The organism is Nitratireductor indicus C115, assembly GCF_000300515.1.
GTDB lineage: Bacteria > Pseudomonadota > Alphaproteobacteria > Rhizobiales > Rhizobiaceae > Nitratireductor > Nitratireductor indicus.
Map to the genome: position 1 here is coordinate 190,401 of NZ_AMSI01000001.1, position 26,569 is coordinate 216,969.

Sequence of the window (26,569 nt, forward strand, 5' to 3'; positions counted from 1 at the left end):
GGCTGGAAAGCCGTCTCTTCGAGGAAATGACAGCTGTCATGGGAGGGGCTTTCCGAGGAGGAGAAAATTCATGCTTGCGCTGCGCAAGGCGAAGCCCGCATTTGGTGCGGAGCTTGCCGATTTGCCTGTTCCCGTGCATCCGCCCGAACGCGGTTCGGTGCGTATTCGCGTCGGGGCGGCGGGCATCTGCGGAAGCGACCTTCATGCCTATGAATGGACGGGCGGCTATCAGTTCATGGAGCGGCTCATGCCGCTCACGCTCGGTCACGAATTTGCCGGAACGGTTGTCGAGGCGGGTAACGGTGTTTCCGCTCTCGCCATCGGCGATCGCGTCGTTTGCTGGCCGACGATCTTCTGTGGCTCCTGCGTGGGTTGCATCGCCGGCCGGCCCGAAGAGTGCCGTTCCCGCCGCGTCATCGGCCTGCACTGCGATGGCGGGTTTGCCGAATTCGTCGATGTTCCGGAAGCCAACTGCTTTCGCCTTCCCGATGAGGTGCCGATGGATGTGGCAGCGCTTGCCGAGCCGCTGGCCGTCTCCGTCAACGCCGTCGACCTTGCCGAGGTCGAGCCGGGCGATGCCGTCGTGGTGCTGGGGCCGGGGCCCATCGGTATGGCCGCGGCCTGGGTCGCGCAGCAGCGCGGTGCGGACGTCCTGCTGGCGGGTTTCAAAGATGACGCGCGGCTCGATTGCGCGCGGCGCCTGGGGCTCATCCGCACGGCCGATCTGGCAAGCGAGACGCTGGACGCAGCCGTGGCGCGCGTTTTCGGTCGGGAGGCGGATCGGGTGATCGAGGCGACGGGTCATGCGGCTTCGGTTTCGGATGGTCTTTCGGTTTTGCGCCCCCGCGGCATTGTTGTCGTGGCGGGCATTCATCATGAGGCGTGTGAGCTGGATTTAACCCGCTTCGTCCGGGAAAAGAAACAATTGCGGGGCGCGCACGATACGACGGAGCGTGCTTTCCGGGAAGCGATCTCGTTGCTTGTGGCCCACGGCCCGCAATTGGCTCCCATGATCTCGTTGCGCGCGCCGCTTTCGCAGGCCGAAGGCGCATTCGAAAAAGCGCGCAGCCGCACGGCGGTCAAGGTTCTGCTGCTGCCGCAAACCCCTTCAGATGAGGATTTGGTATGACCGAGATGACCCGTTCCGTCATTGCGGATGGCGCCGGCGGAAGCGATGTATTGCGCATCGTCGAGCGCCCGCTGCCCGCATGCGGCCCGAACGAAATGATCGTGCGCGTGCATGCGGCCGGCATCAATCGCCCGGATGTGATGCAGCGTCAGGGCAACTATCCGCCCCCGCCAGGCGCAACGGATGTTCTGGGTCTGGAACTGGCGGGCACCGTTGAAAGCGTCGGCGAAGCCGTCACGCGCTTTGCGCCGGGCGCCCGCGTCATGGCGCTGGTGGCCTCCGGCGCCTATGCCGAGCGGGCCGTGGTGCACGAAGATGTCGCCATCGGCATACCCGACGCCATGGGATTCGTCGAAGCCGGCGCGGTGCCGGAAACCTACTTCACGGTCTGGAGCAATGTTTTCGAGCGGGCCGGGCTGGTTTCTGGCGAAACGCTTCTCGTTCACGGTGGCACGTCCGGCATCGGCTCGACGGCGATCCAGCTCGCCAAGGCGCGGGGTTCCACGGTGATTGCCACCGCCGGCACCGACGAAAAATGCGATGCCTGCGTCAAGATCGGCGCCGATCATGCCATCAACTACCGCAAGGCCGACTTCGTTGAAGAAGCTCGCAGGCTTACGGATGGGCGTGGCCCCGATGTCATCCTCGACATGGTGGGGGCGCCTTATTTTCAGCGCAACCTGGACCTTGTCGCCGTCGATGGCCGCATCGCGCAGATCGCCTTTCAGTATGGCAGCAAGGCGGAGCTCGATCTCGGTCCGTTGCTCTTCAAGCGGCTGACATTGACCGGATCGACGCTGCGCGCCCGCCCTGTTGCGATGAAGGCGAGGCTTGCCCGCGCGCTGGAGGAGAATGTCGTTCCGCTCCTCGCCCGCAAGGAGGCCTGGCCGATCATCGATAGCGTTTTTCCATTTGACCAGGTCGCCCGTGCCCATGAGCGCATGGATGGCGGAAATCATGTCGGCAAGATCGTTCTGACAATGACGCACGAAGCTTGAGCTTCATCAAGAGGATGCAATGAACCAGCAAAGCGAAATCAAGGCCGGCACCGCCAATGAGACGGGAGCGCATGTGCTTGCCGCAGCGCTCCAGCGGCACGGGGTGAAGGAGATTTTCGGGCAATCGATCCCGTCGGCTCTCTTCCTCGCAGCACCTCACTACGGCATTCGCCAGATCGGCTATCGCACCGAGAATGCAGGCGCTGCCATGGCGGATGCCTATGCGCGCATTTCCGGCAAGGTCCCGGTGGTGACGGCGCAAAACGGCCCTGCCGCCACGCTCCTTGTGCCGGGCCTTGCCGAGGCGTTGAAGGCGTCCGTGCCGATTGTCGCGATCGTGCAGGACGTGCATCGCTCCTTCACCGACAAGAACGCCTTCCAGGAGCTCGATCATTTCGCCCTCTTCTCCGGCGTTGCCAAATGGGTGCGCCGGGTGGCCGATCCGTCGCGCATCGATGATTATGTCGACATGGCATTCACCGCTGCGGCCAGCGGCCGTTGCGGTCCGGCGGTTCTTCTCGTGCCGGTCGATGTGCTCGATGCCCATCCTGAACTGCGCGCCGATGCACCGCGCCGCGCCGCGCAGATGGGGCATTTTCCGCTCGACCGCACGGTGGCCGATCCGAACCGAGTCGCGGAAGCGGCGTCCGTTCTGGCCAAGGCGCGCGCGCCCATCGTCATTGCGGGCGGCGGTGTGCATATCTCCGGCGCACAGGAAGAGCTCGCGGCTCTTCAGGCAATGGGCTTTCCGGTCGCAACGACGGTCATGGGCAAGGGGTCCGTGGACGAGACCGCGCCGCTTTCCGTCGGTGTGGTCGGTTATTTCATGGCTCCGGGCAGCCGCACGGCTCATCTCCGCGATCTGGTGACTGAAGCCGATGTGGTGCTTCTCGTCGGTAACCGGACGAACCAGAACGGAACCGACAGCTGGTCGCTGTACCCCGACAGCGCGACCTATATCCATCTCGACGTCGACAGCGCCGAGATCGGCCGCAACTACGAGGCGCTGCGTCTGCAGGGCGACGCAAAGCTCTCGCTTGCGGCACTCAACGCCGCGCTTTCGTCCTGTGATCTGTCGGGTGCGGAGAGCCGGCGCGAGGCATTGGAGGCGAAGATCGCCGGTGGCCGGGAAGCCGCCGCCACCGACCTTGCCCGCCTCGTCGATATGGAGGCCGCGCCGCTGCGTCCCGAGCGCATCATGGCCGACATCGACAAGACGATCACGCCCGATGCGATTGTCGTTGCCGATGCGAGCTACTCCTCGATCTGGATTTCCAACGGTCTCACGGCCCGCCGTGGCGGCCAGCGCTTTCTCACGCCGCGCGGTCTTGCCGGCCTCGGCTGGGGCCTGCCTTTCGCCATCGGCGCGAAGGCGGCCCGCCCGGAAGCGCCGGTTGTCTGCGTAACCGGCGATGGCGGTTTCGCCCATGTCTGGGCAGAGATGGAGACGGCCCGGCGAATGAAGTTGCCGATCGTGATCGTGGTGTTGAACAACCAGATTCTAGGTTACCAGAAACACGCCGAACTCGCGATTTTCGGCGATCACACGGATGTCTGCCACTTCGAAGCGGTTGATCACGCGGCCATAGCGCGCGCCTGCGGTTGTGAAGGCGTGCGTGTGGAGCGTGCGGATGATTTCGCGCCGGCGCTGGAAGCAGCACTCGCCGGAGGGGGCGTGACGGTGATCGATGTGGTCACCGACGAGCGGGCTCACCCGCCGATCAGCGTTTTCCAGGGTAAGACCACGCTCGATTACTGAAAAACAGCAAACGGATTCAAATCCAAGGGAGGAAGACATGAAACGTTTCGGACTGATGACGACCAGCGCCCTCGCACTCGCCATGATGGCGACCGGCGCGCTTGCCGATGTGAAATTCGGCGCACTGTACCCCTTCAGCGGGCAGTTGGCCCTGCTCGGCGAGGAAAGCGCCCGCGGTCTGGAGATCGCTGTCGACGAGATCAACGCTGCCGGCGGTGTGCAGGGTGAGAAGGTCGTCCTGGAACGCGGCGATGCGGTGGACAACAACCAGGCGATTGGCGAAGCACGCCGTCTCATCTCGGTCGCCGCTGTCAAGGCGATCTTCGGTTCCTATTCTTCGGCGCGTTCCATCGCGGCAAGCCAGGTGGCCGAGCTCGCGGGTGTTCCCTATTTTGAACTGGGCGCCGTGGCCGATGAAGTCACCAGCCGCGATTTCAAATATCTGTTCCGCACCAATCCGACGGCAGACCACATGGGCAAGCTCATCGTGGACATGATCGTCAACAAGGTCGCGCCGGGCATAGGCAAGGACCCGAAGGATCTGAAGATCGGTATCATCCACGAGGATTCGAGTTACGGAACCTCCGTCGCCGGCCATCAGGAGCGCTACGGCAAGGAGGCCGGCCTCAACATCGTCACCACCCAGGGCTATCCTGCCGCCACGGTGGACATGTCCTCGATCGTGCTCGATCTGAAGCAGCGCGAAGTGGATGTGGTTCTTCAGACCTCGTACCAGAACGATTCTGTGCTGTTCCTCCAGCAGGCCAATGAGGCCGGCTACAAGCCGGCGGCGATCATCGGCGGCGGCGGTGGTTATTCGATGATCCCGACTGCCGAGGCGGTCGGCAAGGATGTCATCGAAGGCGTGCTCGATGCGGATTTCACCCAATATGCGGTCAACACCGAGTTCACGCCTGGCCTGGAAGCCTTTGTCGAGGCCTACAAGGCTAAATACGGCAGCGAACCGCGCTCGGGTCACTCGCTCAACAATTACGTGGGCGCCATGGCCATCCTGAAGGCCATCGACAAGGCCGGCAGCTTCGAGCCTGACGCCATCGTCGAGGCCGTTGCGGGCATCGATATTCCGCAGGGCGAAACCGCAGCCGGTTATGGCGTGCAGTTCGGTGCGGGCAACCAGAACGAACGCGCTTCGATGATGGGCATGCAGTGGCAGGACGGAAAGCTCGTCACGGTTTATCCGGACGCCGCTGCCGCTGCCGACATGCGGTTCGCCAACTGATCCTCCCCACCGGGCGGGGTGCTTTCGTGCCTCGCCCGGACCGCACCCGTTTAACCAGCGAGGCGTCATGGAAACATTTCTCCAGGTCGTAGCCAACGGTCTGATGCTCGGCGGTCTGTTCGCCATTATCAGCATCGGCCTCACCCTGATCTTCGGCATCATCAAGGTGGTGAATTTCGCCCATGGCGAATTCCTCATGGCGGGAATGTTCCTGACCTACCTGATCACAACCCAGCTGGGCCTGCATCCCTATGCGAGCGTGGTGGTCGTTGCACCCGCCCTGTTCGTGCTCGGCGCTGTCACGCAGAAGCTGCTGATCCAGCCTCTTCTCTCGGCCCGCGACGAACATGTGCAGATTTTCGCCACGGTCGGCCTGTCCACGGCAATGATCAATCTGGCGCTTCTCATCTTCGGCGCCGATATCGCCAACACGCCGTCATCCGGCCTGCGCAGCTCCATCCAGCTCGGTCCAGTGCGTATCCTCGAAGGCCAGCTCTATATCCTTATCTGTGCGGCGCTTCTCGTCGTCGGTCTGGAATTTTTCCTGCGCCGCACGCAAACGGGCAGGGCCATTCGCGCGGTCGCTCAAAATCGTGCTGCGGCCCAGCTCATGGGCATCAATGTCAACTGGATCTACGTGTTGAGCTTCGGCATCGGCGCGGCCTGCGTAGGGCTTGCCTCATCGTTGGTAGCGCCGCTTTATCCGACGTCCAGCACCATCGGCACCTATTTCGTGCTGACGGCTTTCGTCGTGGTTGTTCTTGGCGGTCTGGGGTCTATCCCCGGAGCCTTTGTCGGCGCGATCATCATCGGCCTGCTGGATTCGCTTGCCGGTTTCTACATCGGTTCGGACCTGCGGGAGGCCGTCGTCTTCGGCGTGTTCCTTGTCATCCTGATCCTGAAGCCCTCCGGCCTGTTCGGAACGCGGCTGAAACTGTCGCACATCAGCTAGCGAGGACGCCGTGACCTTTACCAAGACACTTCCCGCTTCCCGTGGCCTGCCTTTGGCTGCCATGGGCGTGGTCGCGCTGCTTGCGGCGTTGTTCCTCATCCCCGTCGTGATTGGAGATGAGTTCGTCTATCACATCTTCATCACCATCTGCCTTTTCGCGGGCCTCTCCACGGCGTGGAACATTGTCGGTGGCTATGCGGGGCAGCTCTCCCTGGGGCACGCAATGTTCTATGGCATCGGGGGCTATGCCGGCGTGATCCTGATGAACATGGGCATCAGTCCCTGGCTCGGCATGTTCGTCGGCGCTGGCGTGGCGGCGCTGGTTGCCGTGGTGGTCAGCTATCCCTGCTTCCGCCTTCAGGGGCCCTTTTTCGCGCTCGCCACGATTGCCTTCCTGGAGGTCTTTCGCGTGCTCGCCCTGCATTTTCGCGGGCTGACCGGCGGCGCAATGGGCTTGATGATCCAGCTCAAGCTCGGCTGGGAATGGATGGTGTTCCGCGAGCGCCTCCCCGCGCTCATCATTGCCTTCGGCCTTATGCTGGTTTGTCTCGCGGTCGCGCACCTCATTCGCAGTCACCGGCTGGGCTTCTACCTGGTTGCAACGCGCGAGCGTGAATCGGCTGCCCGTGCTGCCGGCGTGCAGACGGTCAAAGTGCGCCTCATCGCCGTTGCGGTGTCGGCAGCGCTGGCCGCCATGCTGGGCACGTTCCACGCCATGTATCTCACCTTTATCGAGCCGGCGGCGATGTTCTCGCTCTCCTTCTCGATCCAGATCGCCATGTTCGCCCTCATCGGTGGCATCGGCACAATATACGGCCCGCTCCTGGGGGCTGCCCTTCTGGTGCCTGTCACGGAATTCGCACGCGGCATGCTCGGCGCCGAGGCACTCGGCCTGCATGGTTTCGTCTATGGCGTGGTTCTGGTTCTCGCCGTGCTCTTCATGCCGAACGGCATCATGGGCGCGTTGCAGCGTTTCACCGCCCGCAGGACTGGCGGGGAAGAGCAAGCTGTCCAGGCAGGGCCTGTGGTCGCTGCCGCGCGCACTGCCGAAAGCCCCGAGGAGCGTCCGGCAATCGGACGTGAGGTCATGCGGGTCGAAAATCTCGACAAGCATTTCGGCGGCCTGCATGTCACCAACAATGTCAGCTTCTCGTTGCGCGAAGGCGAAATTCTGGGTCTCATCGGCCCCAATGGCGCCGGCAAGACGACCGTCTTCAACATGATTTCGGGCTTCCTCCAGCCCGATAGCGGCAGCGTTTCGGTGCTCGACCGCGAAGGGCGTTTCCAGAACCCCGTCACGCCGGGCGATTTCGCGGCCCTTGGCGTCGGACGCACCTTCCAGATCGTTCAGCCCTTCGCCGCGATGACGGTTGAGGAAAACATCATGGTCGGAGCGTTCTATCGCCACCACGATGTCAACGACGCGCGCGAGGCCGCGCGCGAAACCGCGCATCGCATGGGGCTTGCGCCCTGGCTGAACGCCGAGGCGAGGGGGCTGACCATCGGCGGGCTGAAGCGGCTGGAGGTGGCGCGCGTCATGGCCATGGAACCGCGCATCCTTCTGCTTGACGAGGTCATGGCCGGCATCAACCAGACGGATGTGCGCCGCGCCATCGACCTCATGCTTTCGATCCGCGATACGGGCGTCAGCATCATCGCCATCGAGCATGTGATGCAGGCGGTCATGTCTCTCTCCGATCGGGTGATCGTTCTCAACTCCGGGGAGATCGTCGCCGAAGGCAAGCCGCATGACGTGGTGCGCGATCCCGACGTGATTGAGGCTTATCTCGGAAAGGACTTCGCCCATGCTCAATATTGAGGGCATCGATGCCGGCTACGGCGCCACAACGATCCTGAACGGCGTATCGCTCGAAGTGAACCAGTCCGAGGTGGTGACCATTGTCGGTGCGAATGGCGCAGGCAAGACCACGACGCTGCGCACCATCGCCGGGCTTCTGAAGCCGACCACAGGGCGTATCCTGTTCGAGGGAGAAGATATCACGAAGATGTCTGCCCATGACATTGTCGAACTGGGCATCACCCTCATCCCCGAGGGGCGCCAGCTGTTTCCCGACATGACGGTGCGCGAAAACCTGCTCATGGGCGCCTATCGCCGCGGCGCTCGTGACCATCAGGCCGAGACGATGGACCATGTGATGGAGCTTTTTCCGCGCATCCGCGAGCGGCTCGATCAGCATGCTTCCTCGCTTTCAGGCGGCGAGCAGCAGATGGTGGCCATCGCGCGCGGCATGATGGCACGGCCGAAGCTCCTGATGTTCGATGAGCCGTCGTTGGGTCTGGCGCCCATCATCGTGGCGCAGGTGTTCGAGGTGATCGGCAAAATCGTAGCGAGCGGAGCGACCGTGCTCATCGTGGAGCAGAATGTCTTCAACACGCTCAAGGCCGCCGACCGGGGTTATGTCCTGGAAAACGGCTCCATCGTCCTGTCCGATACGGCAGAGGCGCTGTTGAAGGACGATCACGTAAGGCAGGCTTATCTGGGGATCTGAACGAATGAGCGAACGTGAACTGAACCCGCGCGCCATGGCCGCGCGCGACAGCCATGCCGGCCGCCGCGTGCTGGTGACGGGAGCGGCAAATGGCATCGGCCGGGCTATCGCGCTTGGGTTTGCCGCGCGTGGCGCCACCGTCGGCGTTGCCGATCTGCGCGCCGAGGATGTGGCGCGGGCGGTGGCGGAAATAGAAGCTGCCGGACGCGGCAAGGCCGTCGGCCTTACCGTCGATGTCGCCGACTACATTGCCCTCGAAGCAGCCGCCGGCGAAGCGGCGAATGCGATGGGGGGCACCTTCGATACGGTCATCAACAACGCCGGAATCTCGCCCAAGCATGAAGGTGTCGCCCACAAGGTCTGGGAGATGGATCCGGCGGAATGGCGCCGCGTGGTCGATGTGAACCTCACGGGCACCTTCAATACGATCCGGCTTCTTTCCGGATCGATGCGCGCGGCGCAGCGCGGCTGGATCGTCAACACCTCGTCGGTCGCCGGCAAGACCTATTCGCCCATTGTCGCCTGCCATTACGCCGCCACCAAATCCGCCATTATCGGCTTCACGAAGCATCTTGCGGCGGAACTCGGTCCTTACGGCATTCGGGTGAATGCGCTGGCGCCCGGTCGCATCGAAACACCGATGGTCCGCGGCGTCGCGCCGGAGATCAACGAGGAGCAGGTGCGCCTGACCCCGATGGCGCGGCTTGGCCAGCCGGAGGAAGTGGCCGATGTCGCCCTCTGGCTCACCTCCGCCGAATCGAGTTTCGTGACCGGCCAGACGGTGGATGTCGCTGGCGGCCTCTACATGACCTGATGGAGCCGGAAAGAAAGCCGATGACCAGCATTACTGGACGCACCCGCATTTTCGGTATCATTGCCGACCCGATCCATCACGTGAAGACGCCGGAAGTCTTCAACAGCCTGCTTGCAGCCGAAAAGGCCGATGGCGTGCTCGTGCCCGTCCATGTGACCCCTCCAGGGCTTGCGGATATGCTGGCGGGCTTTCGCGCCATGCAAAACCTTGGCGGTTTCATCGTCACCGTGCCGCACAAGCCTTCGGTTGTCGATCTGTGTGACGAATTGACCGAAGAGGCCCGCCGGGTCGGGGCCGTCAACTGCGTCCGCCGCGAGGTGGATGGGCGCCTTGTCGGCGCCATTCTCGACGGTATCGGCTTTGTCGAGGGATTGCGCGCTGCGAACATCGAACCGAAGGGCATGCGCGCCTATGTGGCGGGTGCGGGGGGAGCGGCAAGTGCGGTCGCTTTCGCGCTGGCGGCAGCCGGCGTGGCGTCCCTCACGGTCGCGAACCGCACCGAGGCCAGGGCGCGCGCCCTTTGCGAGCGCATAGCCGTTGCCTATCCAGAACTTCCGCTTTCGACCGATGCCGCACGCGTGGCCGATCAGGATCTCATCATGAATGCCACGTCGCTTGGCATGCAGAAGGGCGACGCATTGCCGGTGGATGCGGCGCAGCTGCATGCCGGTCAGGTGGTCGCCGAGGCCATCATGCATCCGGCCATGACGCCTCTCCTGCAAGCCGCCGAAGCGGCCGGCTGCCGCGTTCAGCCGGGCCTTCCCATGCTGGAGAACCAGATACGCCTGATGGCGCAGCACATGCGGGCCTTTTGATGCCGATCGAGCCGTCCGGGACCGCGTTCGATTTCATCATTGTCGGCGGGGGCACAGCGGGTTGCATTCTGGCCGAGCGCCTGAGCGCGGATGGGCGTCATACGGTGGCCCTGCTCGAGGCGGGCGGTGAGGCGCGAAGCCCGTGGACCGTGGTGCCGGCCGGTTTCTACAAGCTGCTCACCAATCCAAGCTATAACTGGAACTTCCGCACCGAACCCGAACCCGCCACCTGCATGCGCGAGATCGCCGTGCCGCGTGGCAAGGGGCTGGGCGGCTCCACCCTGATCAACGGCATGATCTATGTGCGCGGCCAGCCCCAGGACTACAATCGCTGGGCGCAGCGCGGCTGCACGGGATGGGGTTTCGACGATGTGGAACCGGTCTTCCGCCGCCTTGAAACCTATGTCGGACCAGATCCGGATGATGCGCGTGGAAAGGATGGCCCTTTGCCGGTCTGCGAGGTGGAGGAGCGACCGGCCATCGCCGAAGCTTTCATTTCCGCGGGGGAGGCGGCGGGCTATCGCCGCAACCCTGACTATAACGGGGTCTCACAGGATGGTTTCGGCTATTATCAGGTGAACCAGAAGAGCGGTCGGCGCGTCAGCGCGGCTGCAGCCTGGCTTGCGCCGGCGCGGGGCCGCAAGAACCTCGCGGTGCTGACGGACACCTTCGCGGTGAAGCTCCTCCTGTCCGAGGGGCGTGCTGCCGGTGTCGAGGTGAAACGGCCTGGAAAGGCGGAGCGCCTGTCTGCCCGCTGCGAGGTGATCCTGGCAGCTGGTGCCGTGCAGTCCCCTCAGCTTCTGGAGCTGTCGGGCATCGGCAGGCCTGAAGTATTGAAGGCAGCAGGCATCGAGCCCCGTCATATCCTGTCGGGGGTGGGGGAAAATTATCTCGATCATTTCTGCACCCGGATGAACTGGCGCGTGAGCCGCCCCGAAACGCTTAACGAGGAAACGCGCGGCTGGCGTCTTCTGCGCGCGGTGGCGCGCTATGCGCTGGCGCGGAAAGGCGTGCTCACCTTCGGCACAGGGCTTGCGCACGGTTTCGTGCGCACGCGTGAGGGGCTGGAGGGGCCGGACGTCCAGTTCTTCTTCATGCATGCGAGCTATGCCAACGCAGCCGAGCGCAAGCTCGACCGCTTTCCCGGAATGACGCTCGGCGTCACACAGCTGCGGCCGGAATCGCGCGGCACCATCCACATTGTCTCTCCCGACCCCGCAAGGCAGCCGGCCATCAGGCCGAACTTCCTTGCAACGGCGGAGGATCGCCGCGCCATGGTCGAAGGCATGAAGATCGGCCGCACGGTCATGGAACAGGCGCCGATGGACGCCTTCCGCGTGCGCGAGATGAGCCCCGGCAAGGACTGCGTGAGCGAAGAGGATTGGCTGGATTTCGCCCGACGCAATGGACAGACCATCTATCACACCGCGGGAACCTGCCGCATGGGCGGGGAGGCCGACCCGGAGTGTGTCGTCGACGCGCGTTTGCGGGTGCGTGGAATAAAGGGGCTGCGCATCATCGATGCATCCGTCATGCCGGAAATGGTCTCCGGCAACACCCAGGCGGCCGTTATGATGATTGCCGACAAGGGGGCCGATCTGGTGCTTGCCGACACGCGAGGCTGAAACACCGAGCAGGCAGAGCCGGCAGGCTTGATGCTACGGAAACTCGAATGATCGCCTGAAACGAAAAAGCCTTCGCACCGAAATGCGAAGGCCAGTCTTGTTGGTCGTTGTTCTTGTTCAGCCGCCGAAGCCGAAGCCGGCGGGCATATCGGTGAGCATGACGCCGAACGGCTCGAGGCTCTTGAGGATCCAGGTCTGGTTGTTGCCGATGCGGCGGTTGTATTCCGCCCAGGCCGAAACGAAGCTCTTGAAGGTTTCGTCCGTACCGTAATTGACCGCGATGACCGACGGTGTGGAGAGAACGGGCGTCGGAACCTTCACCGCGCCGATGGCCGGCGCCTTCTTTGAGATCACCAGACCGTTCAGCATGGTGTTGACGAGGGCGTCCGCCTTGCCGGTGGTCACGGCCACGATGGCCTCGTCACGGGTCTTGAAGCGCAGGATGTTCGCCTTGGGAAGATATTGCTGCGTCATCAGGTCCTGCGCGGAGCCGAGGTCGACGGCGAATGTGTATTGCGGGTCGTTGAGCTCATTCCAGCTCTTGCCGTTCAGTTCGTCCTTCGCCGACACCAGCACGAAGCTGTTGTAATAGGTGGGATCGGAGAACGAGACCGACATGGCGCGAACCGGCGTTGCCGTCACGGCGAAGGCCATATCCACCTTGCCGCTCTGCACGTCGAGAATGGCGTTGGCCCAGCTGGATTCGACGACTTCGAGCTTCACGTCCAGCGTCTTGGCAATGTCGTTCGCCATGTCGATGACAAAGCCCTGCCACTCGCCGGTGCGCGGATCCTTGTTGAAGTAGGGCACCTCGTTGAGGATTGCCGGAATGCGCAGCACGCCGCGCGAGCGGATGTCGTCGATCGTTCCGGCATGTGCCACGCCGGTCAAAAGCGATAGCGCGACGGTTGCCGCGCCGCAGATCTTGGAAATCAGGTTCATGTCAGGTCCTCCATCGTTCCCCGAGAGTTTGTGAGGTCCGGCTCCGCGCCTCTTTTATGGAGGGCGCGGCGTTTTCGGCCGAAAGACAGCCTATCCGCGGATACCGCAGGGACAATGCTAGAGACGCGGAGCAACTTATCCGCTTTTTTATATGTTGGCTTCAAAGCGGCGGATGAGAGAACTCGCCGCCGCGCGGCGGATCGAGAACGGGTCCGACGAGTTCGCGCTGGCAATCTTCGAAGAGCTGCTGCACCGTTGAATGAGTCTGCAGGAATCCGGCCGTGCCGAAATAGACGCGCACTTCCGGCAGGTTGGTGAGCTTGGTCGATTTGATTGTCACGTCTTCGGGAGCGATGCACCAGGAGGGGATGATGGAGAAGCCGAGACCTTCCTCTACGCAGCGCTTTACGCTCGAACTGCCCGAGGTGGAAATGACCGGCTGCACGATGGCGCCGTCGCGGCTCAGGAAATCGACGGCGAGATTGCGCAGCGTCTGGCCGGGCTCGAAGGTGATGAAGGGACGTCCCTCGGCCCAGGCCGGAATATCCTGCTGGCTGGGAATATCGCCCCATTCCCGTGGATAGACCAGGCTCAGGCGATAGCTGCCGAGCAGGCGCTGCGGCACCACCGGATCGCCGAAATAGCGCTCGGAGATGCAGACATCGAGACTGCCGTTCTTGACGAGCTCCGCCAGAACCGTGTCGCGCTCATAGACGGCGAACTCCATTTCAGGGAAGTTCTCGCGAAACCGGGCCAGTACCTGCGGAAAGAGGTAGAAGAAGATCGCCTGCGGCATGCCCACCCGCAGCGACGAGCGTTGGTTCTCGATCAGCTTGGTCAGCCGCTCGAGCATGATGTCGAGCTCCGGGTGCAGGAGATTGTAGAGCGCGCGTCCGCGCGGCGTCAGCGCGATGCGTTTTGCCCCCTGCTCGGATTCGATCAGCTTGCCCTTCAGAATCTGCTCCAGCCGACGCACGTGATTGGCCGCCGACTGGTAGCTCAGGTTCAGCTCGCGTGCGGCGCCTGAAAAGGACCCGTGCCGGGCGACCTGATAGAAGGTCTGGATGAGCGTGAGGCTTATCTTGGCCATGATCGTATTCCCCTTCCTGCAGCCTTAAGGGGCGCACGCCTTCTATCCGATACAAATTTCGTGAACTTGCAAGGCCGTCATCTTGTATCGACGGTGAAAGCGGCCTGCCATCAATATCCGGGGCATGACAACCATCCCGGTTTGCGCGATGAGAGCCCGTTCACTTTCCAGTCTTCCGTCCGCCGTCGTTATCGTCGGTTCGGGCATTGTGGGCGCCGCCACGGCCTATTTCCTGGCGCGGCGCGGGATCGAGGTCCGTCTCGTGGAGGCCGTCGCGCCCGCAGCTGAAGCGACCGGAGCAGCCGATGGCGCGGTGTCGGTTGCCAGCAAGCGACCAGGCCCCATGATGGAAGCTGCTCTGGCGGGTGTCCGCCTCTATCGTGAACTGGAATCGGAGGGCCTGTTCTCCGGCTTCTTCAAGACGCGCTCGACCTTCATCGTTGCGGCCTCACAGGCCGAATGCGCCGTTCTGGAAGCACATTCCGCTGCGCTGGCGGGTGCTGGTGTCCGCATCGATATCCTCCAGCATGAAGAGCTTCGCCAGCGCATGCCTGCTGTGTCGGGCGAGGCGATGATGGCTGTCGAGGTTCATGATGAAGGCCATGCCATCGGTTATCAGATCGTCCACCGCCTTCTCACGGCGGCGGGCATCGTCGTCCATCGCGGCGCAGTGGTGGAAGGCTTCCTCCCGTCATCGAGCGGCAATGGCGTTCGCGGTGTGATGACGAAGCATGGCCCTGTCGAGGGTGACGCGGTCGTGGTCGCCGCCGGCACGGGCTCGGGGGCCTTGCTCGGCTTTTCCGATGTGCTGACGCCGCGCAAGGGCCAGCTTCTGGTGACCGAGCGCGCGCCTGAGCTGAATGCCGGTCTGCCAGGGGCCATCATGTCAGGGCGCTATCTTCTGTCCAAGGGAAGCCAGAATTCGGGACATGGTGCGCCCGCGCGCGGGCTTGGCCTGGTCATCGACCCGCTGCGCACCGGCCAGTTTCTGATCGGCGGGACCCGCGAGGATCATGGCGACCGCACGCTCAACGATGTGGAGGCCGTTGCAAAGATACTGCGCGATGCCGTGGCGCTTCTGCCGGGCCTTGCAAATGTGCGCCTTCTGCGCAGCTTCGCAGGCAGCCGCACGGCGGTTGCCGACGGGCTTCCCCTGATCGGCCGCGTTCCAGGTCGCGACAATCTTTTTGTGGCGACCGGTTTCGAAGGCGATGGCATCTGCCTTGGCCCGCTTACGGGCAAGGTGGTTGCCGATCTCGTTTGCGGCGAAGCTCCTTCGCTTGACCTGCGTCCGTTCGATCCCGCCCGTTTCGGTGCATGCGAGGTGGCGGCATGAGCGGCGCGACCTTCTTCTGGATGGGCCGGAGCATCCCTTTTCAAGAGGGCGAAAGCATTGCCTCTGCGCTGGATGCCGCGGGCATGGTGTCTTTCGGACCGGGCGTGCCACCGTCGCAGATGCGCTTTTTCTGCGGCATCGGCGCGTGCCAGTGCTGCCTTGTGCGCGTCGATGGAGCGACCCGTGAGGCTTGCCTTACAGCGGCTGCAGCCGGGCTTGAGGTCGAGCCGGCGGGAGGTGCGCATGGCTGATCCGGATGTGCTCATCGTTGGAGCGGGGCCGGCGGGGCTTGCTGCAGCCGTCGAACTCGCGGCCTCCGGCGTCTCTGTCGAACTGGCCGAACAGCGCGGGACCATTGGCGGCGCGATCTATCGTCAACCCATTTCAGCTGCGACCCCGGTCCCGCAGGCTGCCGCCGCCAAAGCACGCTGGCGCTCCCTGTCGGCGGCCTTTGACGAAAGCGGGGTCCGGGTTCGCCATGCCACGGTGTTTCTTGGGATAGAGGCCGATGGGCAGGTTCTTTTGGACGACCGCCGCAGCGGCGGGGTCGTGTGCCTCCGTCCGAAGGTCGTTATTCTCGCCACCGGCGCGGTCGAGACCGTCCACCCGCGTCCAGGCTGGCATCTCGCGGGCGTGACGACGGCTGGTGGCCTGCAGGTGATGATGAAGGAGCGGGGCCGTGCGCCCGAGGGTCGCGTCATTCTGGCCGGAAACGGCCCCTTGCTGATTGCGGTTGCAGCGCAGATGGCGCGCCTCGGCAATCCACCCGTTGCGGTGGTTGAGGCGGGCGATCCTTTCCGCCGACCCGCCGCCGGCCTCGGATTGCTCGCCTTTCCGGGACTGTTGCGCGAAGCGGCAGGCTACGTCCTTGACGTCAAACGCCACCGTGTACCCTGGCTGCGCGGAACCCGGCTTGCCGCCATCGAACCCCAAGGAGAAGGTTTCGCCGTCACCCTGGAGGATGCGCGTGGAACCCGGCGGATGGAGGTTGATCGCGTCGCCTTGCACGATGGCATCAGGCCGAACGATTTCGGTTTGCCGCAGGTCGGCGGACGCGGTGAGGGGCCGTTGGTTCTTCATGCCGGCGATTGCCGCGAAGCGCTCGGTGCGCCGGCAGCCGGGGCCGATGGCCATCGTGCCGCCCGCGAGGCGATCCGCCATCTTGGTGCGGACCGCACGGCCAATTCGCGGGAAGGCCGCGACATCGCGCGTTACCGCAAGGCGCAGGCACTGCTTGCAAGGCTCTTTGCGCCTTTGCCCGAGGCGCTGCCGTTTGAAAACCTTCCTGATGAAACCCTCCTCTGCCGCTGCGAGGGACGGACGGTCGGTGATCTGCGCGCTCTCTGCGAGATGCCGGATCGGCTGACGGGTCGCGAGGTCAAGCACAATGGGCGTTTTGCTATGGGGGCATGCCAGGGACGCTTCTGCGCGGCCAACACGGCAGTGCTGATGGCGCGCATGCGCCCCGAAGCGCCTGCGCCGACACCTGTGGATCTGACCGGCCGCCGCTGGCCGGCACGACCTGTTTCCATTGGCGCGCTGATGCAGGCAGCACCCGAAAACACCGATCAAGACAAAGAAATGACTGACGAGGTTCACAAATGATGCAGACGCAACGCGTAACCGTTTCCGCTCACAAGGCGGCCGTCGTCCGCAACCCCTTCGATGGCTCCCTTGTCGGTGAGGTCGTCGAGGCAGCGCCCGCCGAAATCTCGGCTGCGGTTCTCCGCGCCAGAGGTGCCGGGCATGATTTCCGCCATTCCACTCCGGCCGAACGCCGTGCGATGCTCAATGCGCTGGCTGCCGAGATCGCTTCGGATGCGGAAAATCTGGCGCGCATCATCTCCTCGGAGATGGGGAAGACCATTCGCGAAGCGCGCAATGAGGTGCGCCGCGCGCAGAACACGCTGAAGCTCTCCGGCGATGCAGCGACCTTCCTCGATGGTGAAGTGCTCAACTGCGCAATCGTCGAGGGCGGTGCCCGGCGGCAGGCGATGGTGACCTACGAGCCCGTCGGCGTCATCGGTGCGATAACCCCGTTCAACTACCCGCTCAATCTTCTCTGCCACAAGCTGGGCCCGGCAATCGCCGCTGGCAATGCGGTGGTGGCAAAACCGTCGCCCAAGGCGCCGCTGGCGGCTGCCCGCCTGCGCGAACTGGCCTTGAAGGCCGGTTGGCCGGACCATCTCTTCCAGATCGTTCAGGGTGGTGCCGAGGCGGCGCTGGCGCTCGTTTCCGCGCAGATCGACCTCCTCTCCTTCACGGGTGGTCCAGCGGCCGGCCTTGCTCTCAAGAATGCCAGCGGCCTCGTCCGATGCCTGATGGAGCTTGGCGGCAACGACCCGCTTTTCGTGCTGCCCGACGCCGATCTCGACAAGGCGGTGGCCACCACCATCGGTCACCGTTTCGAGATCGCCGGACAGAGCTGCGCCGCGGTGAAGAAACTCTACCTCCACCGCGACATCGAAAAGACCTTCACCGAAAAGCTGCTCGCTGCCGTGGATGCGGTCGAGTTCGGCGATCCCTCGCGGGACGATACGGATATGGGAACCGTGATCGACCTTGCCGCCGCACAAACGGTGGCGGAGCGGGTCGAGGCGACGCTCGCCTCCGGCGCGCGCCTTTTGCATGGGGGCACCCATGATGGGACCCTCTTCGCTCCGACCGTGATTTCCGATGTGGCGCCTCATGCGCCGGTTATCGCCGACGAGACGTTCGGCCCCATCATCGCCATCCGCAGCTTCACCGATGCGGGCGAGGCGATCGCCGAAGTGAACGCCGGGGCCTATGGGCTCCAGGCGGGTGTTTTCACCAACGATCACGCGCTGATCAAGCGCTTCTCCCGCGATCTGATCGTGGGTGGCGTGATGATCAACGAAGGTCCGGATTTCAGGGCGGAGCATGTGCCTTTCGGCGGCGTCAAGCGCAGTGGTCTCGGGCGCGAGGGGGTGCGGATCGCCCTGCGCGAGATGTCGGAACCCAAAGTGGTGATCGACTGAGGGGGAGAGCCATGCGGATCGCTGTTTTCGGCGCGTCGGGGCGGGTCGGCACGAAGCTGGTGGAGCTGGTTCTTGCCAATCCGGGGTTGGACCTGGTGGCTGCTCTTGTCTCTCCGGGGTCGCGGCTGGTCGGTTCGCCCGTTGCGGGCGGCAGCCTGGAATACCGCCCGGCCGAAGCGGCGATGAACACGCATAACGACGTGATGATCGACTTTTCCACGCCCTCTGCGAGTCTGGCTTTGCAGAAAGATGTGGGCACCAAACCCATCCCGATGGTGATCGGCACCACCGGCTTTTCACCGGAGGAGCAGGAACGCCTGATCGAGTGGTCCACTCATCGCCCGCTTCTCGTCAGCGCCAATTTCGCCCGTGGGTTCGAAGCCTTCCGCCTGGGCGCGGTGGAGTTTGCCGGGCGGATGCCGGACGCGGAAGCATCCGTCGGCGAGATTTATCACGCCCGCAAGAAGAACGAACCTTCAGGCACGTCGCGATTGCTGGCACGCGATCTTTTCGAGAAACGCAGCCGGACGATGGGCTTTGCAGCGCCTGAACCGCCGGTTTCCGTGCGCCGGGAAGGCGACACGGTGGGCGTCAACGAGGTGCGTTTCGACATGGGATCGGCCGAGCTGGTCATGACCTACCGGGTTCATGCGCTGGCGGCCTATGCCGAGGGCGCTTTGGCGGCGGCCCAATGGCTGGTGTCCCGCAATGGCGGTCCCGGGCTTTACAGCCTCGCGGACAGCCTGGCCGGAAAAGGATGATGAGGACGAAAGGATGACGACGATGAACGAACTGGCAAACCGCTTCAAGGGTGTGTTCACCGCGCTGGTCACCCCGTTCAGGGACGGTGCGGTCGACTACGCTGCTTACGATGCTCTGGTCGAACGGCAGCTTGCGGCCGGCGTCGCAGGCCTCGTGCCGGTTGGTACCACGGGCGAGGCGGCAACACTTTCCGACGAGGAAGCCGAAGAGCTGATCGCACGCACCGTCCGGCTGGCAAGCGGCCGGGCACTGGTGATGGCAGGCGCCGGCGCCAACGACACGAGCAAGACCGTCGACAAGGTGAAGCGCGCGGAAAGGGCAGGTGCCGATGCGCTTCTGATTGTCACGCCCTATTACAACAAGCCGACCCAGGAAGGGTTGATCGCCCACTATGGCGCTGCCGCCGAGGCAACCGGCTTGCCGATCATGCTCTATTCGGTTCCCGGCCGTTGCGGCGTCGAGATTGCGCCCGAAACCTGCGCGACCCTGATGCAGCGGCATTCCAATATCGTTGCCATGAAGGAAGCGGGCGGCGATGCGGGCCGGGTGACGCGCCTGCGCCAGGCATGCGGCGAAAGCCTTATCATTCACTCCGGCGACGATGGGCTTACCCTGCCGTTCCTGTCGCTCGGCGCGCTCGGTGTCACGAGCGTCGTTGCCAATGTCGCTCCCGGCGAAATGGTGCGTATGGTTGAGGCCTGGCAGAGGGGCGAGACGACGAGGGCGCTCGCCTTGCACGAGATGATCGCAGAATTGACCGATGCCATGTTCATCGAAAGCAATCCGGGTCCGGTCAAGGCCGCACTTGCCCTGTCGAATCTTGCCGGGCCCGAAATGAGGCTGCCCATGGTGCCGGTGTCGAGCGGCAATCGCGAGAAGCTTGCCGGTGTGCTCGGGCGCTTTGCCTCCGCCTCCTCCTCCTTCCAAGAAATGCGCTAACGGTCGCGAGAACCTTTGCATTGTCTGTAGCGGATGGACATAGAACAGTGAACGGGCCGCGATTGTCGGCAATTGCGGCCCAAGAACAAAGAGAACGGGGAATCAGGATGATCGCCAAGACAAGCAGCGCCTGGCGCCGCCGGAGCATTTCCGACGACGCCATGCCGGCAAGGGGAACGCGATGAGCTACAACTGGGATTTTCATTCGGTCTGGCAGTATTACGATCTCTTTCTCTGGGGATTGTGGATCAGCGTCGTCTACACCTTCGGGTCCATTTTCTTCGGCGTCATCATCGGCTTTCTGACCTGCGCTGCGCGTCTGTCGCACTGGCGCGTTCTCAACGTCATCGCCCGGGTCTACCAGGAGATATTCCGCTGCACCCCGTTGCTCGTTCAGTTGCTGTGGTTCTATTACGCCTTCCCGCTCCTGATCGGCGCATCGATAGACAATCGCGTCGCGGGCATGCTGACGCTGTCGCTTTATGTCGGCGCCTTTTATGCGGAGATTTTCAGGGGCGGCATCGTTTCCATCGACCGGGGGCAGCGCGAGGCCGCTGCCGCAATCGGCATGAGCCCCTGGCAGTCGATGAAGCGCATCATCCTGCCGCAGGCGCTGAAGCGCGTTCTACCCTCGTTCATCAACCAGTCGGTGATCCAGTTCAAGAACACCTCTCTGGTCTCGGTCATTTCCGTGGCCGACCTTGCCTATATGGCCGCCGTGGTGAACGGGCAGACCTATCGCCCGCTTGAATCCTACACGGTGATGGCTGCGCTCTACATCCTGATGCTCCTGCCTCTGACGCAGGCTGCCGACTGGATCGAAAAGCGGCTTCGCGTGAGCGACTGAGTGGAGGCATGACCATGAACGCACAAGCACGGAATTCCACCCCCATCATCGAAGCGCTGTCCCTGCATAAGAGCTATGGCAAGCACGAGGTGTTGAAAGGGCTTGATCTCAGCCTCGACCGCGGTGAGGTGGTGGCTCTGATCGGCCCCTCCGGTTCGGGAAAGTCGACCTTTATTCGCTGCCTCAACATGATGGAAATCCCCACGGGCGGCACGGTGCGCTTTCGCCAGAAGACGGTCGGCGATCATTTCCGCGACAAGGGCGGGGAGATTGGCATCGGCACGCTGCGGCGCCATGTCGGTATGGTCTTCCAGCACTTCAACCTGTTTCCGCACAAGACGGTGCTGCAGAACGTGACCGAAGGTCCGATCGTGGTCTGCAAGACCCCGAGAAAGGAAGCCGAGGAGCGGGCAATGGACCTCCTGTCCCAGGTCGGACTGGCGGAGAAGCACGGTGCCTATCCAAACCATCTATCAGGCGGGCAGAAGCAGCGCGTGGCCATCGCCCGTGCCCTTGCCATGGAGCCGGAAGTGCTTCTCCTCGATGAGGTGACGAGCGCTCTAGACCCGGAACTGGTCGGGGAGGTTCTGTCCGTGATCCGGGGGTTGGCGGAAAAGGGTATGACCATGGCCATCGTCACCCATGAAATGGCTTTCGCGGCGGATGTCGCCAGTCGCGTCCTGTTTCTCGATCAGGGCGTCATAGCCGAGTCCGGATCGGCAGATCAGGTCATTCTCAACCCGCAGAACCCCCGCCTTCAGGGGTTCGTTTCCCGGTTCAGGGGGTGATTGGAATGCAGCCGTTCAAGGTCTCGATCTTCGGCGCGGGCAAGGTGGGCGCGGCCCTTGCGGGCGCGCTTGCCGGAAGGCCGGGTTTTGCGGTCGAGGTGATCGACTGTTCCGAAGATGCGATAGACCGGCTGCGCGGTCTCGACCTGCCGGTGGGTGTGCGTTCCTATGGCTATCGCGATGAATTGCCCTCGCTTCTGGCGGGCTGCGATGCGGTGGTGGCTGCTGTGCCCGAGGCCGCTCGTCCGGAAATCGCCGCAGCGGCTGTGCAGGCAGGTGCACATTATCTCGATTTCTCGCCGGCCCGCGAGCGCATGCGTGAAATTCTGGCACCGCTCGCGCAACGTCGCGCCGTAATGATGGGATGCGGCGTTTCGCCGGGGGTCATCGATAATGTCGCGACAGGTCTTCTGGAAACCCTTGCGCCGGTCAGCGACCTTACCATTCGCGTCGGGGCCATACCGCGCTTTCCCACGAATCGGCTCGGCTATGGCCATATCTGGAATGTGGGCAGCCTGATCGACGAATACACTCTGCCGAGCGCGGCGTTGCGGGACGGGCAGGCGGTGAACCTTGCGCCGCTCGAGGAGTATGAGCAGATTCGCATCGACGGCGTGACCTATGAGGGGTTTGTAACCTCCGGCGGCTTGGAGGACCTTTCGCTTCTGGCCGAGGCAGGACCGCGCAACATCACCTTCAAGACCCTGCGCTATCCCGGACATCTGGATTACATGCGCTTTCTGCTCGATGATCTTGGTCTTCGGAACCGGCGCGACATGCTGCGCACGCTTCTGATGAACGGCTTGCCGGAAATCGCTGACGACGTGCTCGTCCTTGCCGTGACGGCGAAGGGAATGCGGGATGGAAACTCGTGCGAGAAGACGGTGGTCCACCGCTTCCAGCCTGAGGGTGAAGACGGCCCGTTCAACGCCCTGAGCTCGGTTGCCGCCGGCTATGCGGCAAGCCTGCTATCGCGCCTTCGCGCAGGTGAAATCGCGAAGGCGGGCTTCGTCGCTCATCATCGCTTGAAGGCGTCCGAGCTTCTCAGCGGCGAGTTTTTGGGGCCGCTTCTCAAGGCCTAGGTGTTTAGTCCCGGCATTTTGCAGTCAGATGGAACCATCTGACGTCCGCACAAATGCGGGCAAAGAGATAGATCGGTTCAGGGGAAACGGTGAACCGATCTAGACCCGCAGCCCTTCAACCGGCGCTGTCTCCTGCGCCAAGGAGACGGTTGAGCTCCAGGCGCAGTTGATCGGGGTTGGCGAGTTCGGCTTCGATCCGCGCATGCAAGTTACGCCACAGGGGCACGGCCCTGGCCAGCACAGCCTCTCCCTCCCGCGTCAGTTTCAAAAGCCGGGCACGCCTGTCTGCGGGGTCGGTTATGGTCTTCACAAGGCCTCTGCGCTCCAGCGGTTTGAGATTGGCGGTCAGGGTCGTGCGATCCATTGCCAGTAGCTCGGCCACGCTGCGCAGATTGGGTGGCTGCGGCTGGTTGAGGGACATAAGCAGGGAAAACTGTCCGCTCGATATGCCGAGCGGTTTGAACACCACGTCGAAACGCCGTGCAAGCGCGCGTGCTGCCCTCTGCGCATGAAGGCATAAACAGCTGTCGCGCACGAGAAGAGTTGTCGAAAGGTCAGGCTTGTCAGGAGCGTTCATGGGGTCGGTTGACAGTGAGTATCCATTTACGTTGATATCAACTTAGTTTGTGGAGCGTCAATTCCGTTGATGCATCTTCGCCCGACCAAGAAGGAATATGGCCATGAAAATTGTGACGAGCTTGAGCTTCCGGGGCCAGTGCCGCGAGGCGTTCGAGTTTTATGCAAAGGTGTTGGGCGGCAAGATCACGGCGGCCTTTCCCTATGGCGACGGGCCGCCGGACATGCCGATCACCGATGAGAAATACAAGACCTGGTTGATGCATTGCTGGCTTGAGGTGGGCGACCAGGCACTGATGGGAGCCGACATGGATCTGGGCTGGAGCCCGAACATCGACAAGCCGAAGAACGGTTTCGATGTCACGCTGCATACGGACGACAAGGCCAAGGCCCAGCACTGGTTCGATCAGCTTGTGGAAGGCGGTAGGGTGGTCATGCCGTTTGAGGAAACCTTCTGGTCGCCGGGCTTCGGTTCGTTGGTCGATAAGTTTGGCATTCCCTGGATGATCAACACCGCCCCTTCATCGGATTGGAAACCGCAAGCGGGCTGATAGCTTCGGTATCGTCATTCCATGACTGCAGGCCACGCCCTGACGGCGTGGCCGACCGGCTGTTCGGGAAGCTTGTGGCAGCGGATGGGCATGTTGCCGCATGGCTTCCATCTTCTCGTGGCGATACCGGCGCCATGGATCGGCCTCTGCGCTATCCAGATCATGGCGAGCTACGGGGCGAAATCGAGAAAAATAATGCGCGCAGGACGTGAAGAAGCCAAACTTCTTTAACAGTGGCGGTATAGCATCCGCCTCCTGACATTTGGTCTCGTCAATAGGCAGCGCTTCGATCTCGTGAACCCATCCGCACCAGCCCGCAAGGTGAAAGAAGGCATGGCATTCGAAGGCGATGCCATAACGTATCGAAGCGACTTTCCCCTATGGCTTCGGTTTTTCCTGCTGCCATGGGTGCCTATATGCCTCCCGTTCATTTCATTATACGTGCAGAATTCGAAAGGGATCGATTGGGCCAATCCGCCGGTTGCCGGAATGATATTTGGAACTCTTGGCTTCCTGCTCGTGCCATTGGCTTTCTCGGGGTTTTTGCTCGGTATGGCGCTTTTCGGTTCCTCGACCGGGCTGAGGCTCGACCCCGGCGCAGGAGAGGCGGTTCTGGAGCGAAAGGCCCCTTTTCGACGCCGGCTGACGCGATACGCCCTTGGTGATGTCAGGATATTCAAGGTTGAGCTCGAGGCCGATTATCCTGCCTATGACGCCGCAATCGTCACCTTGCGGATGCCCGACGGCAGAAAGGTCAGGCTGGAAGGCTTCTGGCGGGATGACGATGCCAAATACTGGGTGGAACAGATCCGCAGGATCACAAATCCCGGGAGCAGCCAGGTATCACCCGCCTAGCAGTGGCGGGCATTTCCCCGCGTTGCGCGACGTGAGGCCGGATTTATTCAGTGAAAAGCCAGCCTGCCTTCGGCGTCGCCGGAACGGTGAGGATGCGTAGCTTCGGCAAGCGCTCATAAATTATCTATAAAAATCGAATCTAACGCGGAAGCCCGCATTCATGAGTCGGGCCGGAAAAATAGCGGCGGTTCCGCTTGGACAGTGTGCGCAAGCCGCTGGACGTTAGGGCTTGCAACGGCGCGCCTGCTTCCCCGTCAAATGCCTCCAAGCGAGCGGCTATTGTCATTTCCAAACAATTATGGATTCATTTAGAGATAGATTCGTTTAATTATCTATAATTTTACACAAGGAGAACCAGGATGAGCAGAACTGCCCTCAAGCCGTTTGATCGCCGATTAGCGCTGTCGGCGCGTATGGTGTTGATCATTGTCGCCGGCGCCGTGTTGATGACGATTGCCGCCAAGGTGCAGATACCGTTCTGGCCGGTGCCGATGACCCTGCACACAATGGCAGTCATGGCTTTTGCCGTGGTGTTGGGGCCGCGCATTGCCGTCTCCATCTTCCTCGCCTATCTCGCGGCAGGGGCCGTGGGCCTTCCGGTGTTTTCGGGTTCGCCCGAACGCGGCATCGGCTTTTCCTACATGGTTGGCCCGACGGGCGGTTATCTTCTGGGCTATCTCATCGCCTCTTGGTTTGTGGGCGTTATGGCCGCCGGCAAGGGTACGCCGGGGCGGCTTGTGGCGATGCTTGCCGGAATGGTGCCGGTCTATGCAATCGGCATGGCGTGGCTCGCCCTTTATGTTCCGGCGGGGCAGCTTCTCGCCGTCGGTGCTTTGCCCTTCCTTCTGGGAGATATTACCAAGATTGCCGTCGTTGCGGTGGTCTGCGCCGCGCTGCCGGCAACGGTTGCTCGTCTTCAGGGGCAATCGGAATGAGCGCGGCGGACCAAACGATCCGGCACGACTGGACGGTCGAGCAGATTGTGACCCTGCACGAGCTGCCATTGCTTGAACTGGTAGGACGCGCCAACGCCGTCCATCGCCGGTATCACGATCCGAACAGGGTCCAGAAGGCGAGCCTTTTGTCCATCAAGACCGGCGGATGTCCGGAGAACTGCGCCTATTGTCCGCAATCGGCCCATCACCGCGAGGTCGCGCTGACCCGCGACCGCCTGATGGACCCTGCAAGGGTGCTTGCCATGGCTGCGAAGGCCAGAGCCGCGGGCGCGGAGCGTTTCTGCATGGGAGCAGCATGGCGCCAGGTGCGCGATGGCAAGGAGTTCGATGCCGTGATTGCGATGGTCGAGGGCGTTCGCGCCCTCGGCATGGAAGCCTGCGTCACACTCGGCATGCTGAAGCCGCATCAGGCTGAACGGCTGGCTGCGGCGGGCCTGACCGCCTACAACCACAATCTCGACACCAGCCCGGAATTCTACGGTCGCATCATCAGCACCCGCACCTATGAGGACCGCCTGGAAACGCTCGCAACGGTGCGCGCCTTTGGCATCGACCTGTGCTGCGGTGGGATCATCGGCATGGGCGAAACGGTGCGCGACCGCGCCTCGATGCTGCAGGTTCTTGCGGCAATGGCACCTCACCCCGAAAGCGTGCCGATCAATGCGCTCGTACCGGTCAAGGGAACGCCGCTGGCGGACCGGCCGCTTATCGACCCTCTGGAGCTGGTGCGCATGGTGGCGACGACCCGCCTTGTCATGCCCGTGGCAACGATCCGTCTTTCCGCCGGGCGCTCGACCCTCAACCGTGAGGCGCAGATCCTGTGTCTTCTGGCGGGCGCGAACTCCGTGTTCTATGGCGAAGCGCTGCTCACCACCCCCAATGCGGAGATCGGCGAGGATGCCGAACTTTTTGCCGCAATCGGCAAGCCGCGCCGCGCCGGGGGTGCACAGGCCGTCGAGCTTGCACATGGCGGGCAATGAGATCGGATATCCGCGGTCTCCCGC

At 62.9% G+C, this 26,569-nt stretch carries 26 protein-coding genes; 23 read left to right on the forward strand and 3 right to left on the reverse strand.

What is annotated here, in order from left to right; all coding sequences use genetic code 11:
* Positions 1 to 70: 70 nt before the first annotated feature.
* The 10 genes from NA8A_RS00945 to NA8A_RS00990 all read left to right on the forward strand — a co-directional run bounded on the left by NA8A_RS00945 (position 71) and on the right by NA8A_RS00990 (position 11,842).
* The gene (locus NA8A_RS00945) at positions 71 to 1,129 is read left to right on the forward strand and encodes a zinc-dependent alcohol dehydrogenase (RefSeq protein WP_009449338.1); all 1,059 of its coding nucleotides are present in this window, start codon (positions 71 to 73) and stop codon (positions 1,127 to 1,129) included.
* Positions 1,126 to 2,127, forward strand: a complete 1,002-nt coding sequence (locus NA8A_RS00950) for an NAD(P)H-quinone oxidoreductase (protein WP_009449339.1) — start codon at positions 1,126 to 1,128, stop codon at positions 2,125 to 2,127. The genes NA8A_RS00945 and NA8A_RS00950 overlap by 4 nt, the downstream gene beginning before the upstream one ends.
* Positions 2,128 to 2,146: 19 nt before the next feature.
* Positions 2,147 to 3,886 (forward strand): acetolactate synthase catalytic subunit, encoded by a 1,740-nt coding sequence (locus NA8A_RS00955; RefSeq protein WP_009449340.1) that lies wholly within the window; start codon positions 2,147 to 2,149, stop codon positions 3,884 to 3,886.
* Positions 3,887 to 3,923: 37 nt separating this feature from the next.
* Positions 3,924 to 5,126: an ABC transporter substrate-binding protein gene (locus NA8A_RS00960; protein WP_009449341.1), complete on the forward strand. Its 1,203-nt coding sequence runs from the start codon at positions 3,924 to 3,926 to the stop codon at positions 5,124 to 5,126.
* Positions 5,127 to 5,193: 67 nt separating this feature from the next.
* A complete protein-coding gene (locus NA8A_RS00965) occupies positions 5,194 to 6,078 on the forward strand; it encodes a branched-chain amino acid ABC transporter permease (RefSeq protein WP_009449342.1) in 885 nt (294 codons plus the stop codon).
* A 10-nt stretch (positions 6,079 to 6,088) separates the two neighbouring features.
* Positions 6,089 to 7,897, forward strand: coding sequence for a branched-chain amino acid ABC transporter ATP-binding protein/permease (locus NA8A_RS00970; protein WP_009449343.1), 1,809 nt, complete (start codon positions 6,089 to 6,091; stop codon positions 7,895 to 7,897).
* A complete protein-coding gene (locus NA8A_RS00975; RefSeq protein WP_009449344.1) occupies positions 7,884 to 8,588 on the forward strand; it encodes an ABC transporter ATP-binding protein in 705 nt (234 codons plus the stop codon). The genes NA8A_RS00970 and NA8A_RS00975 overlap by 14 nt, the downstream gene beginning before the upstream one ends.
* A 4-nt stretch (positions 8,589 to 8,592) precedes the next feature.
* Positions 8,593 to 9,402 carry a 3-oxoacyl-ACP reductase FabG gene (gene fabG / locus NA8A_RS00980; RefSeq protein WP_009449345.1) on the forward strand — a complete coding sequence of 270 codons (810 nt, stop codon included), beginning with the start codon at positions 8,593 to 8,595 and terminating at the stop codon, positions 9,400 to 9,402.
* Between the two features lie 20 nt (positions 9,403 to 9,422).
* Complete coding sequence (locus tag NA8A_RS00985) at positions 9,423 to 10,217, forward strand: shikimate dehydrogenase family protein (protein WP_009449346.1); 795 nt, start codon at positions 9,423 to 9,425, stop codon at positions 10,215 to 10,217.
* Positions 10,217 to 11,842, forward strand: a complete 1,626-nt coding sequence (locus tag NA8A_RS00990; protein WP_009449347.1) for a GMC family oxidoreductase — start codon at positions 10,217 to 10,219, stop codon at positions 11,840 to 11,842. The genes NA8A_RS00985 and NA8A_RS00990 overlap by 1 nt, the downstream gene beginning before the upstream one ends.
* Positions 11,843 to 11,959: 117 nt before the next feature.
* Here NA8A_RS00990 and NA8A_RS00995 read toward each other — a convergent pair whose 3' ends face one another.
* Both NA8A_RS00995 and NA8A_RS01000 read right to left on the reverse strand, forming a co-directional pair.
* Positions 11,960 to 12,784, reverse strand: coding sequence for a transporter substrate-binding domain-containing protein (locus NA8A_RS00995; RefSeq protein ID WP_009449348.1), 825 nt, complete (start codon positions 12,782 to 12,784; stop codon positions 11,960 to 11,962).
* A 160-nt stretch (positions 12,785 to 12,944) separates the two neighbouring features.
* Positions 12,945 to 13,874: a LysR family transcriptional regulator gene (locus tag NA8A_RS01000; RefSeq protein ID WP_009449349.1), complete on the reverse strand. Its 930-nt coding sequence runs from the start codon at positions 13,872 to 13,874 to the stop codon at positions 12,945 to 12,947.
* A 148-nt stretch (positions 13,875 to 14,022) separates the two neighbouring features.
* Between NA8A_RS01000 and NA8A_RS01005 the strand changes: the two genes are divergently transcribed.
* The 9 genes from NA8A_RS01005 (at position 14,023) to NA8A_RS01045 (ending at position 22,627) form a co-directional block, all read left to right on the forward strand.
* Positions 14,023 to 15,210, forward strand: a complete 1,188-nt coding sequence (locus NA8A_RS01005; protein WP_009449350.1) for an NAD(P)/FAD-dependent oxidoreductase — start codon at positions 14,023 to 14,025, stop codon at positions 15,208 to 15,210.
* A complete protein-coding gene (locus NA8A_RS01010) occupies positions 15,207 to 15,461 on the forward strand; it encodes a 2Fe-2S iron-sulfur cluster-binding protein (protein ID WP_009449351.1) in 255 nt (84 codons plus the stop codon). The genes NA8A_RS01005 and NA8A_RS01010 overlap by 4 nt, the downstream gene beginning before the upstream one ends.
* Positions 15,454 to 16,815 carry an FAD-dependent oxidoreductase gene (locus NA8A_RS01015; RefSeq protein WP_009449352.1) on the forward strand — a complete coding sequence of 454 codons (1,362 nt, stop codon included), beginning with the start codon at positions 15,454 to 15,456 and terminating at the stop codon, positions 16,813 to 16,815. The genes NA8A_RS01010 and NA8A_RS01015 overlap by 8 nt, the downstream gene beginning before the upstream one ends.
* Positions 16,812 to 18,209, forward strand: coding sequence for an aldehyde dehydrogenase family protein (locus NA8A_RS01020; RefSeq protein WP_009449353.1), 1,398 nt, complete (start codon positions 16,812 to 16,814; stop codon positions 18,207 to 18,209). The genes NA8A_RS01015 and NA8A_RS01020 overlap by 4 nt, the downstream gene beginning before the upstream one ends.
* A gap of 11 nt (positions 18,210 to 18,220) precedes the next feature.
* Positions 18,221 to 18,970 carry a 4-hydroxy-tetrahydrodipicolinate reductase gene (locus NA8A_RS01025; RefSeq protein ID WP_009449354.1) on the forward strand — a complete coding sequence of 250 codons (750 nt, stop codon included), beginning with the start codon at positions 18,221 to 18,223 and terminating at the stop codon, positions 18,968 to 18,970.
* Positions 18,971 to 18,983: 13 nt separating this feature from the next.
* A complete protein-coding gene (dapA, locus tag NA8A_RS01030) occupies positions 18,984 to 19,910 on the forward strand; it encodes a 4-hydroxy-tetrahydrodipicolinate synthase (protein WP_009449355.1) in 927 nt (308 codons plus the stop codon).
* 181 nt (positions 19,911 to 20,091) lie between these two features.
* A complete protein-coding gene (locus NA8A_RS01035) occupies positions 20,092 to 20,757 on the forward strand; it encodes an amino acid ABC transporter permease (protein ID WP_009449356.1) in 666 nt (221 codons plus the stop codon).
* Positions 20,758 to 20,771: 14 nt separating this feature from the next.
* On the forward strand, positions 20,772 to 21,545 hold the full coding sequence (locus NA8A_RS01040) for an amino acid ABC transporter ATP-binding protein (RefSeq protein WP_009449357.1): 774 nt from the start codon (positions 20,772 to 20,774) through the stop codon (positions 21,543 to 21,545).
* A gap of 5 nt (positions 21,546 to 21,550) precedes the next feature.
* The gene (locus NA8A_RS01045) at positions 21,551 to 22,627 is read left to right on the forward strand and encodes a saccharopine dehydrogenase family protein (RefSeq protein ID WP_009449358.1); all 1,077 of its coding nucleotides are present in this window, start codon (positions 21,551 to 21,553) and stop codon (positions 22,625 to 22,627) included.
* A gap of 115 nt (positions 22,628 to 22,742) precedes the next feature.
* On the opposite strand, the gene NA8A_RS01050 is transcribed toward NA8A_RS01045, so the two are convergent.
* Positions 22,743 to 23,204: a MarR family winged helix-turn-helix transcriptional regulator gene (locus NA8A_RS01050; RefSeq protein WP_009449359.1), complete on the reverse strand. Its 462-nt coding sequence runs from the start codon at positions 23,202 to 23,204 to the stop codon at positions 22,743 to 22,745.
* Between the two features lie 103 nt (positions 23,205 to 23,307).
* On the opposite strand from NA8A_RS01050, the gene NA8A_RS01055 reads away from it, so the two are divergent.
* The 4 genes from NA8A_RS01055 (at position 23,308) to bioB (ending at position 26,545) form a co-directional block, all read left to right on the forward strand.
* The gene (locus tag NA8A_RS01055; protein ID WP_009449360.1) at positions 23,308 to 23,754 is read left to right on the forward strand and encodes a VOC family protein; all 447 of its coding nucleotides are present in this window, start codon (positions 23,308 to 23,310) and stop codon (positions 23,752 to 23,754) included.
* Between the two features lie 489 nt (positions 23,755 to 24,243).
* Positions 24,244 to 24,609, forward strand: coding sequence for a hypothetical protein (locus tag NA8A_RS01060; protein WP_143087924.1), 366 nt, complete (start codon positions 24,244 to 24,246; stop codon positions 24,607 to 24,609).
* A 359-nt stretch (positions 24,610 to 24,968) separates the two neighbouring features.
* Complete coding sequence (locus NA8A_RS01065; RefSeq protein ID WP_009449362.1) at positions 24,969 to 25,544, forward strand: biotin transporter BioY; 576 nt, start codon at positions 24,969 to 24,971, stop codon at positions 25,542 to 25,544.
* Positions 25,541 to 26,545: a biotin synthase BioB gene (gene bioB, locus NA8A_RS01070; RefSeq protein WP_009449363.1), complete on the forward strand. Its 1,005-nt coding sequence runs from the start codon at positions 25,541 to 25,543 to the stop codon at positions 26,543 to 26,545. Before NA8A_RS01065 ends, bioB begins: the two co-directional genes overlap by 4 nt.
* Positions 26,546 to 26,569 lie beyond the last annotated feature (24 nt).

What these genes read in the sequence shown, in the direction of transcription:
- NA8A_RS00945 (WP_009449338.1), top strand. Translation starts at nt 71, where the DNA reads ATGCTTGCGCTGCGCAAGGCGAAGCCCGCATTTGGTGCGGAGCTTGCC.
- NA8A_RS00950 (WP_009449339.1), top strand. Translation starts at nt 1,126, where the DNA reads ATGACCGAGATGACCCGTTCCGTCATTGCGGATGGCGCCGGCGGAAGC.
- NA8A_RS00955 (WP_009449340.1), top strand. Translation starts at nt 2,147, where the DNA reads ATGAACCAGCAAAGCGAAATCAAGGCCGGCACCGCCAATGAGACGGGA.
- NA8A_RS00960 (WP_009449341.1), top strand. Translation starts at nt 3,924, where the DNA reads ATGAAACGTTTCGGACTGATGACGACCAGCGCCCTCGCACTCGCCATG.
- NA8A_RS00965 (WP_009449342.1), top strand. Translation starts at nt 5,194, where the DNA reads ATGGAAACATTTCTCCAGGTCGTAGCCAACGGTCTGATGCTCGGCGGT.
- NA8A_RS00975 (WP_009449344.1), top strand. Translation starts at nt 7,884, where the DNA reads ATGCTCAATATTGAGGGCATCGATGCCGGCTACGGCGCCACAACGATC.
- fabG (WP_009449345.1), top strand. Translation starts at nt 8,593, where the DNA reads ATGAGCGAACGTGAACTGAACCCGCGCGCCATGGCCGCGCGCGACAGC.
- NA8A_RS00985 (WP_009449346.1), top strand. Translation starts at nt 9,423, where the DNA reads ATGACCAGCATTACTGGACGCACCCGCATTTTCGGTATCATTGCCGAC.
- NA8A_RS00990 (WP_009449347.1), top strand. Translation starts at nt 10,217, where the DNA reads ATGCCGATCGAGCCGTCCGGGACCGCGTTCGATTTCATCATTGTCGGC.
- NA8A_RS00995 (WP_009449348.1), bottom strand. Translation starts at nt 12,784, where the DNA reads ATGAACCTGATTTCCAAGATCTGCGGCGCGGCAACCGTCGCGCTATCG.
- NA8A_RS01000 (WP_009449349.1), bottom strand. Translation starts at nt 13,874, where the DNA reads ATGGCCAAGATAAGCCTCACGCTCATCCAGACCTTCTATCAGGTCGCC.
- NA8A_RS01005 (WP_009449350.1), top strand. Translation starts at nt 14,023, where the DNA reads ATGAGAGCCCGTTCACTTTCCAGTCTTCCGTCCGCCGTCGTTATCGTC.
- NA8A_RS01010 (WP_009449351.1), top strand. Translation starts at nt 15,207, where the DNA reads ATGAGCGGCGCGACCTTCTTCTGGATGGGCCGGAGCATCCCTTTTCAA.
- NA8A_RS01015 (WP_009449352.1), top strand. Translation starts at nt 15,454, where the DNA reads ATGGCTGATCCGGATGTGCTCATCGTTGGAGCGGGGCCGGCGGGGCTT.
- NA8A_RS01020 (WP_009449353.1), top strand. Translation starts at nt 16,812, where the DNA reads ATGATGCAGACGCAACGCGTAACCGTTTCCGCTCACAAGGCGGCCGTC.
- NA8A_RS01025 (WP_009449354.1), top strand. Translation starts at nt 18,221, where the DNA reads ATGCGGATCGCTGTTTTCGGCGCGTCGGGGCGGGTCGGCACGAAGCTG.
- dapA (WP_009449355.1), top strand. Translation starts at nt 18,984, where the DNA reads ATGACGACGATGAACGAACTGGCAAACCGCTTCAAGGGTGTGTTCACC.
- NA8A_RS01035 (WP_009449356.1), top strand. Translation starts at nt 20,092, where the DNA reads ATGAGCTACAACTGGGATTTTCATTCGGTCTGGCAGTATTACGATCTC.
- NA8A_RS01040 (WP_009449357.1), top strand. Translation starts at nt 20,772, where the DNA reads ATGAACGCACAAGCACGGAATTCCACCCCCATCATCGAAGCGCTGTCC.
- NA8A_RS01045 (WP_009449358.1), top strand. Translation starts at nt 21,551, where the DNA reads ATGCAGCCGTTCAAGGTCTCGATCTTCGGCGCGGGCAAGGTGGGCGCG.
- NA8A_RS01050 (WP_009449359.1), bottom strand. Translation starts at nt 23,204, where the DNA reads ATGAACGCTCCTGACAAGCCTGACCTTTCGACAACTCTTCTCGTGCGC.
- NA8A_RS01055 (WP_009449360.1), top strand. Translation starts at nt 23,308, where the DNA reads ATGAAAATTGTGACGAGCTTGAGCTTCCGGGGCCAGTGCCGCGAGGCG.
- NA8A_RS01060 (WP_143087924.1), top strand. Translation starts at nt 24,244, where the DNA reads ATGATATTTGGAACTCTTGGCTTCCTGCTCGTGCCATTGGCTTTCTCG.
- NA8A_RS01065 (WP_009449362.1), top strand. Translation starts at nt 24,969, where the DNA reads ATGAGCAGAACTGCCCTCAAGCCGTTTGATCGCCGATTAGCGCTGTCG.
- bioB (WP_009449363.1), top strand. Translation starts at nt 25,541, where the DNA reads ATGAGCGCGGCGGACCAAACGATCCGGCACGACTGGACGGTCGAGCAG.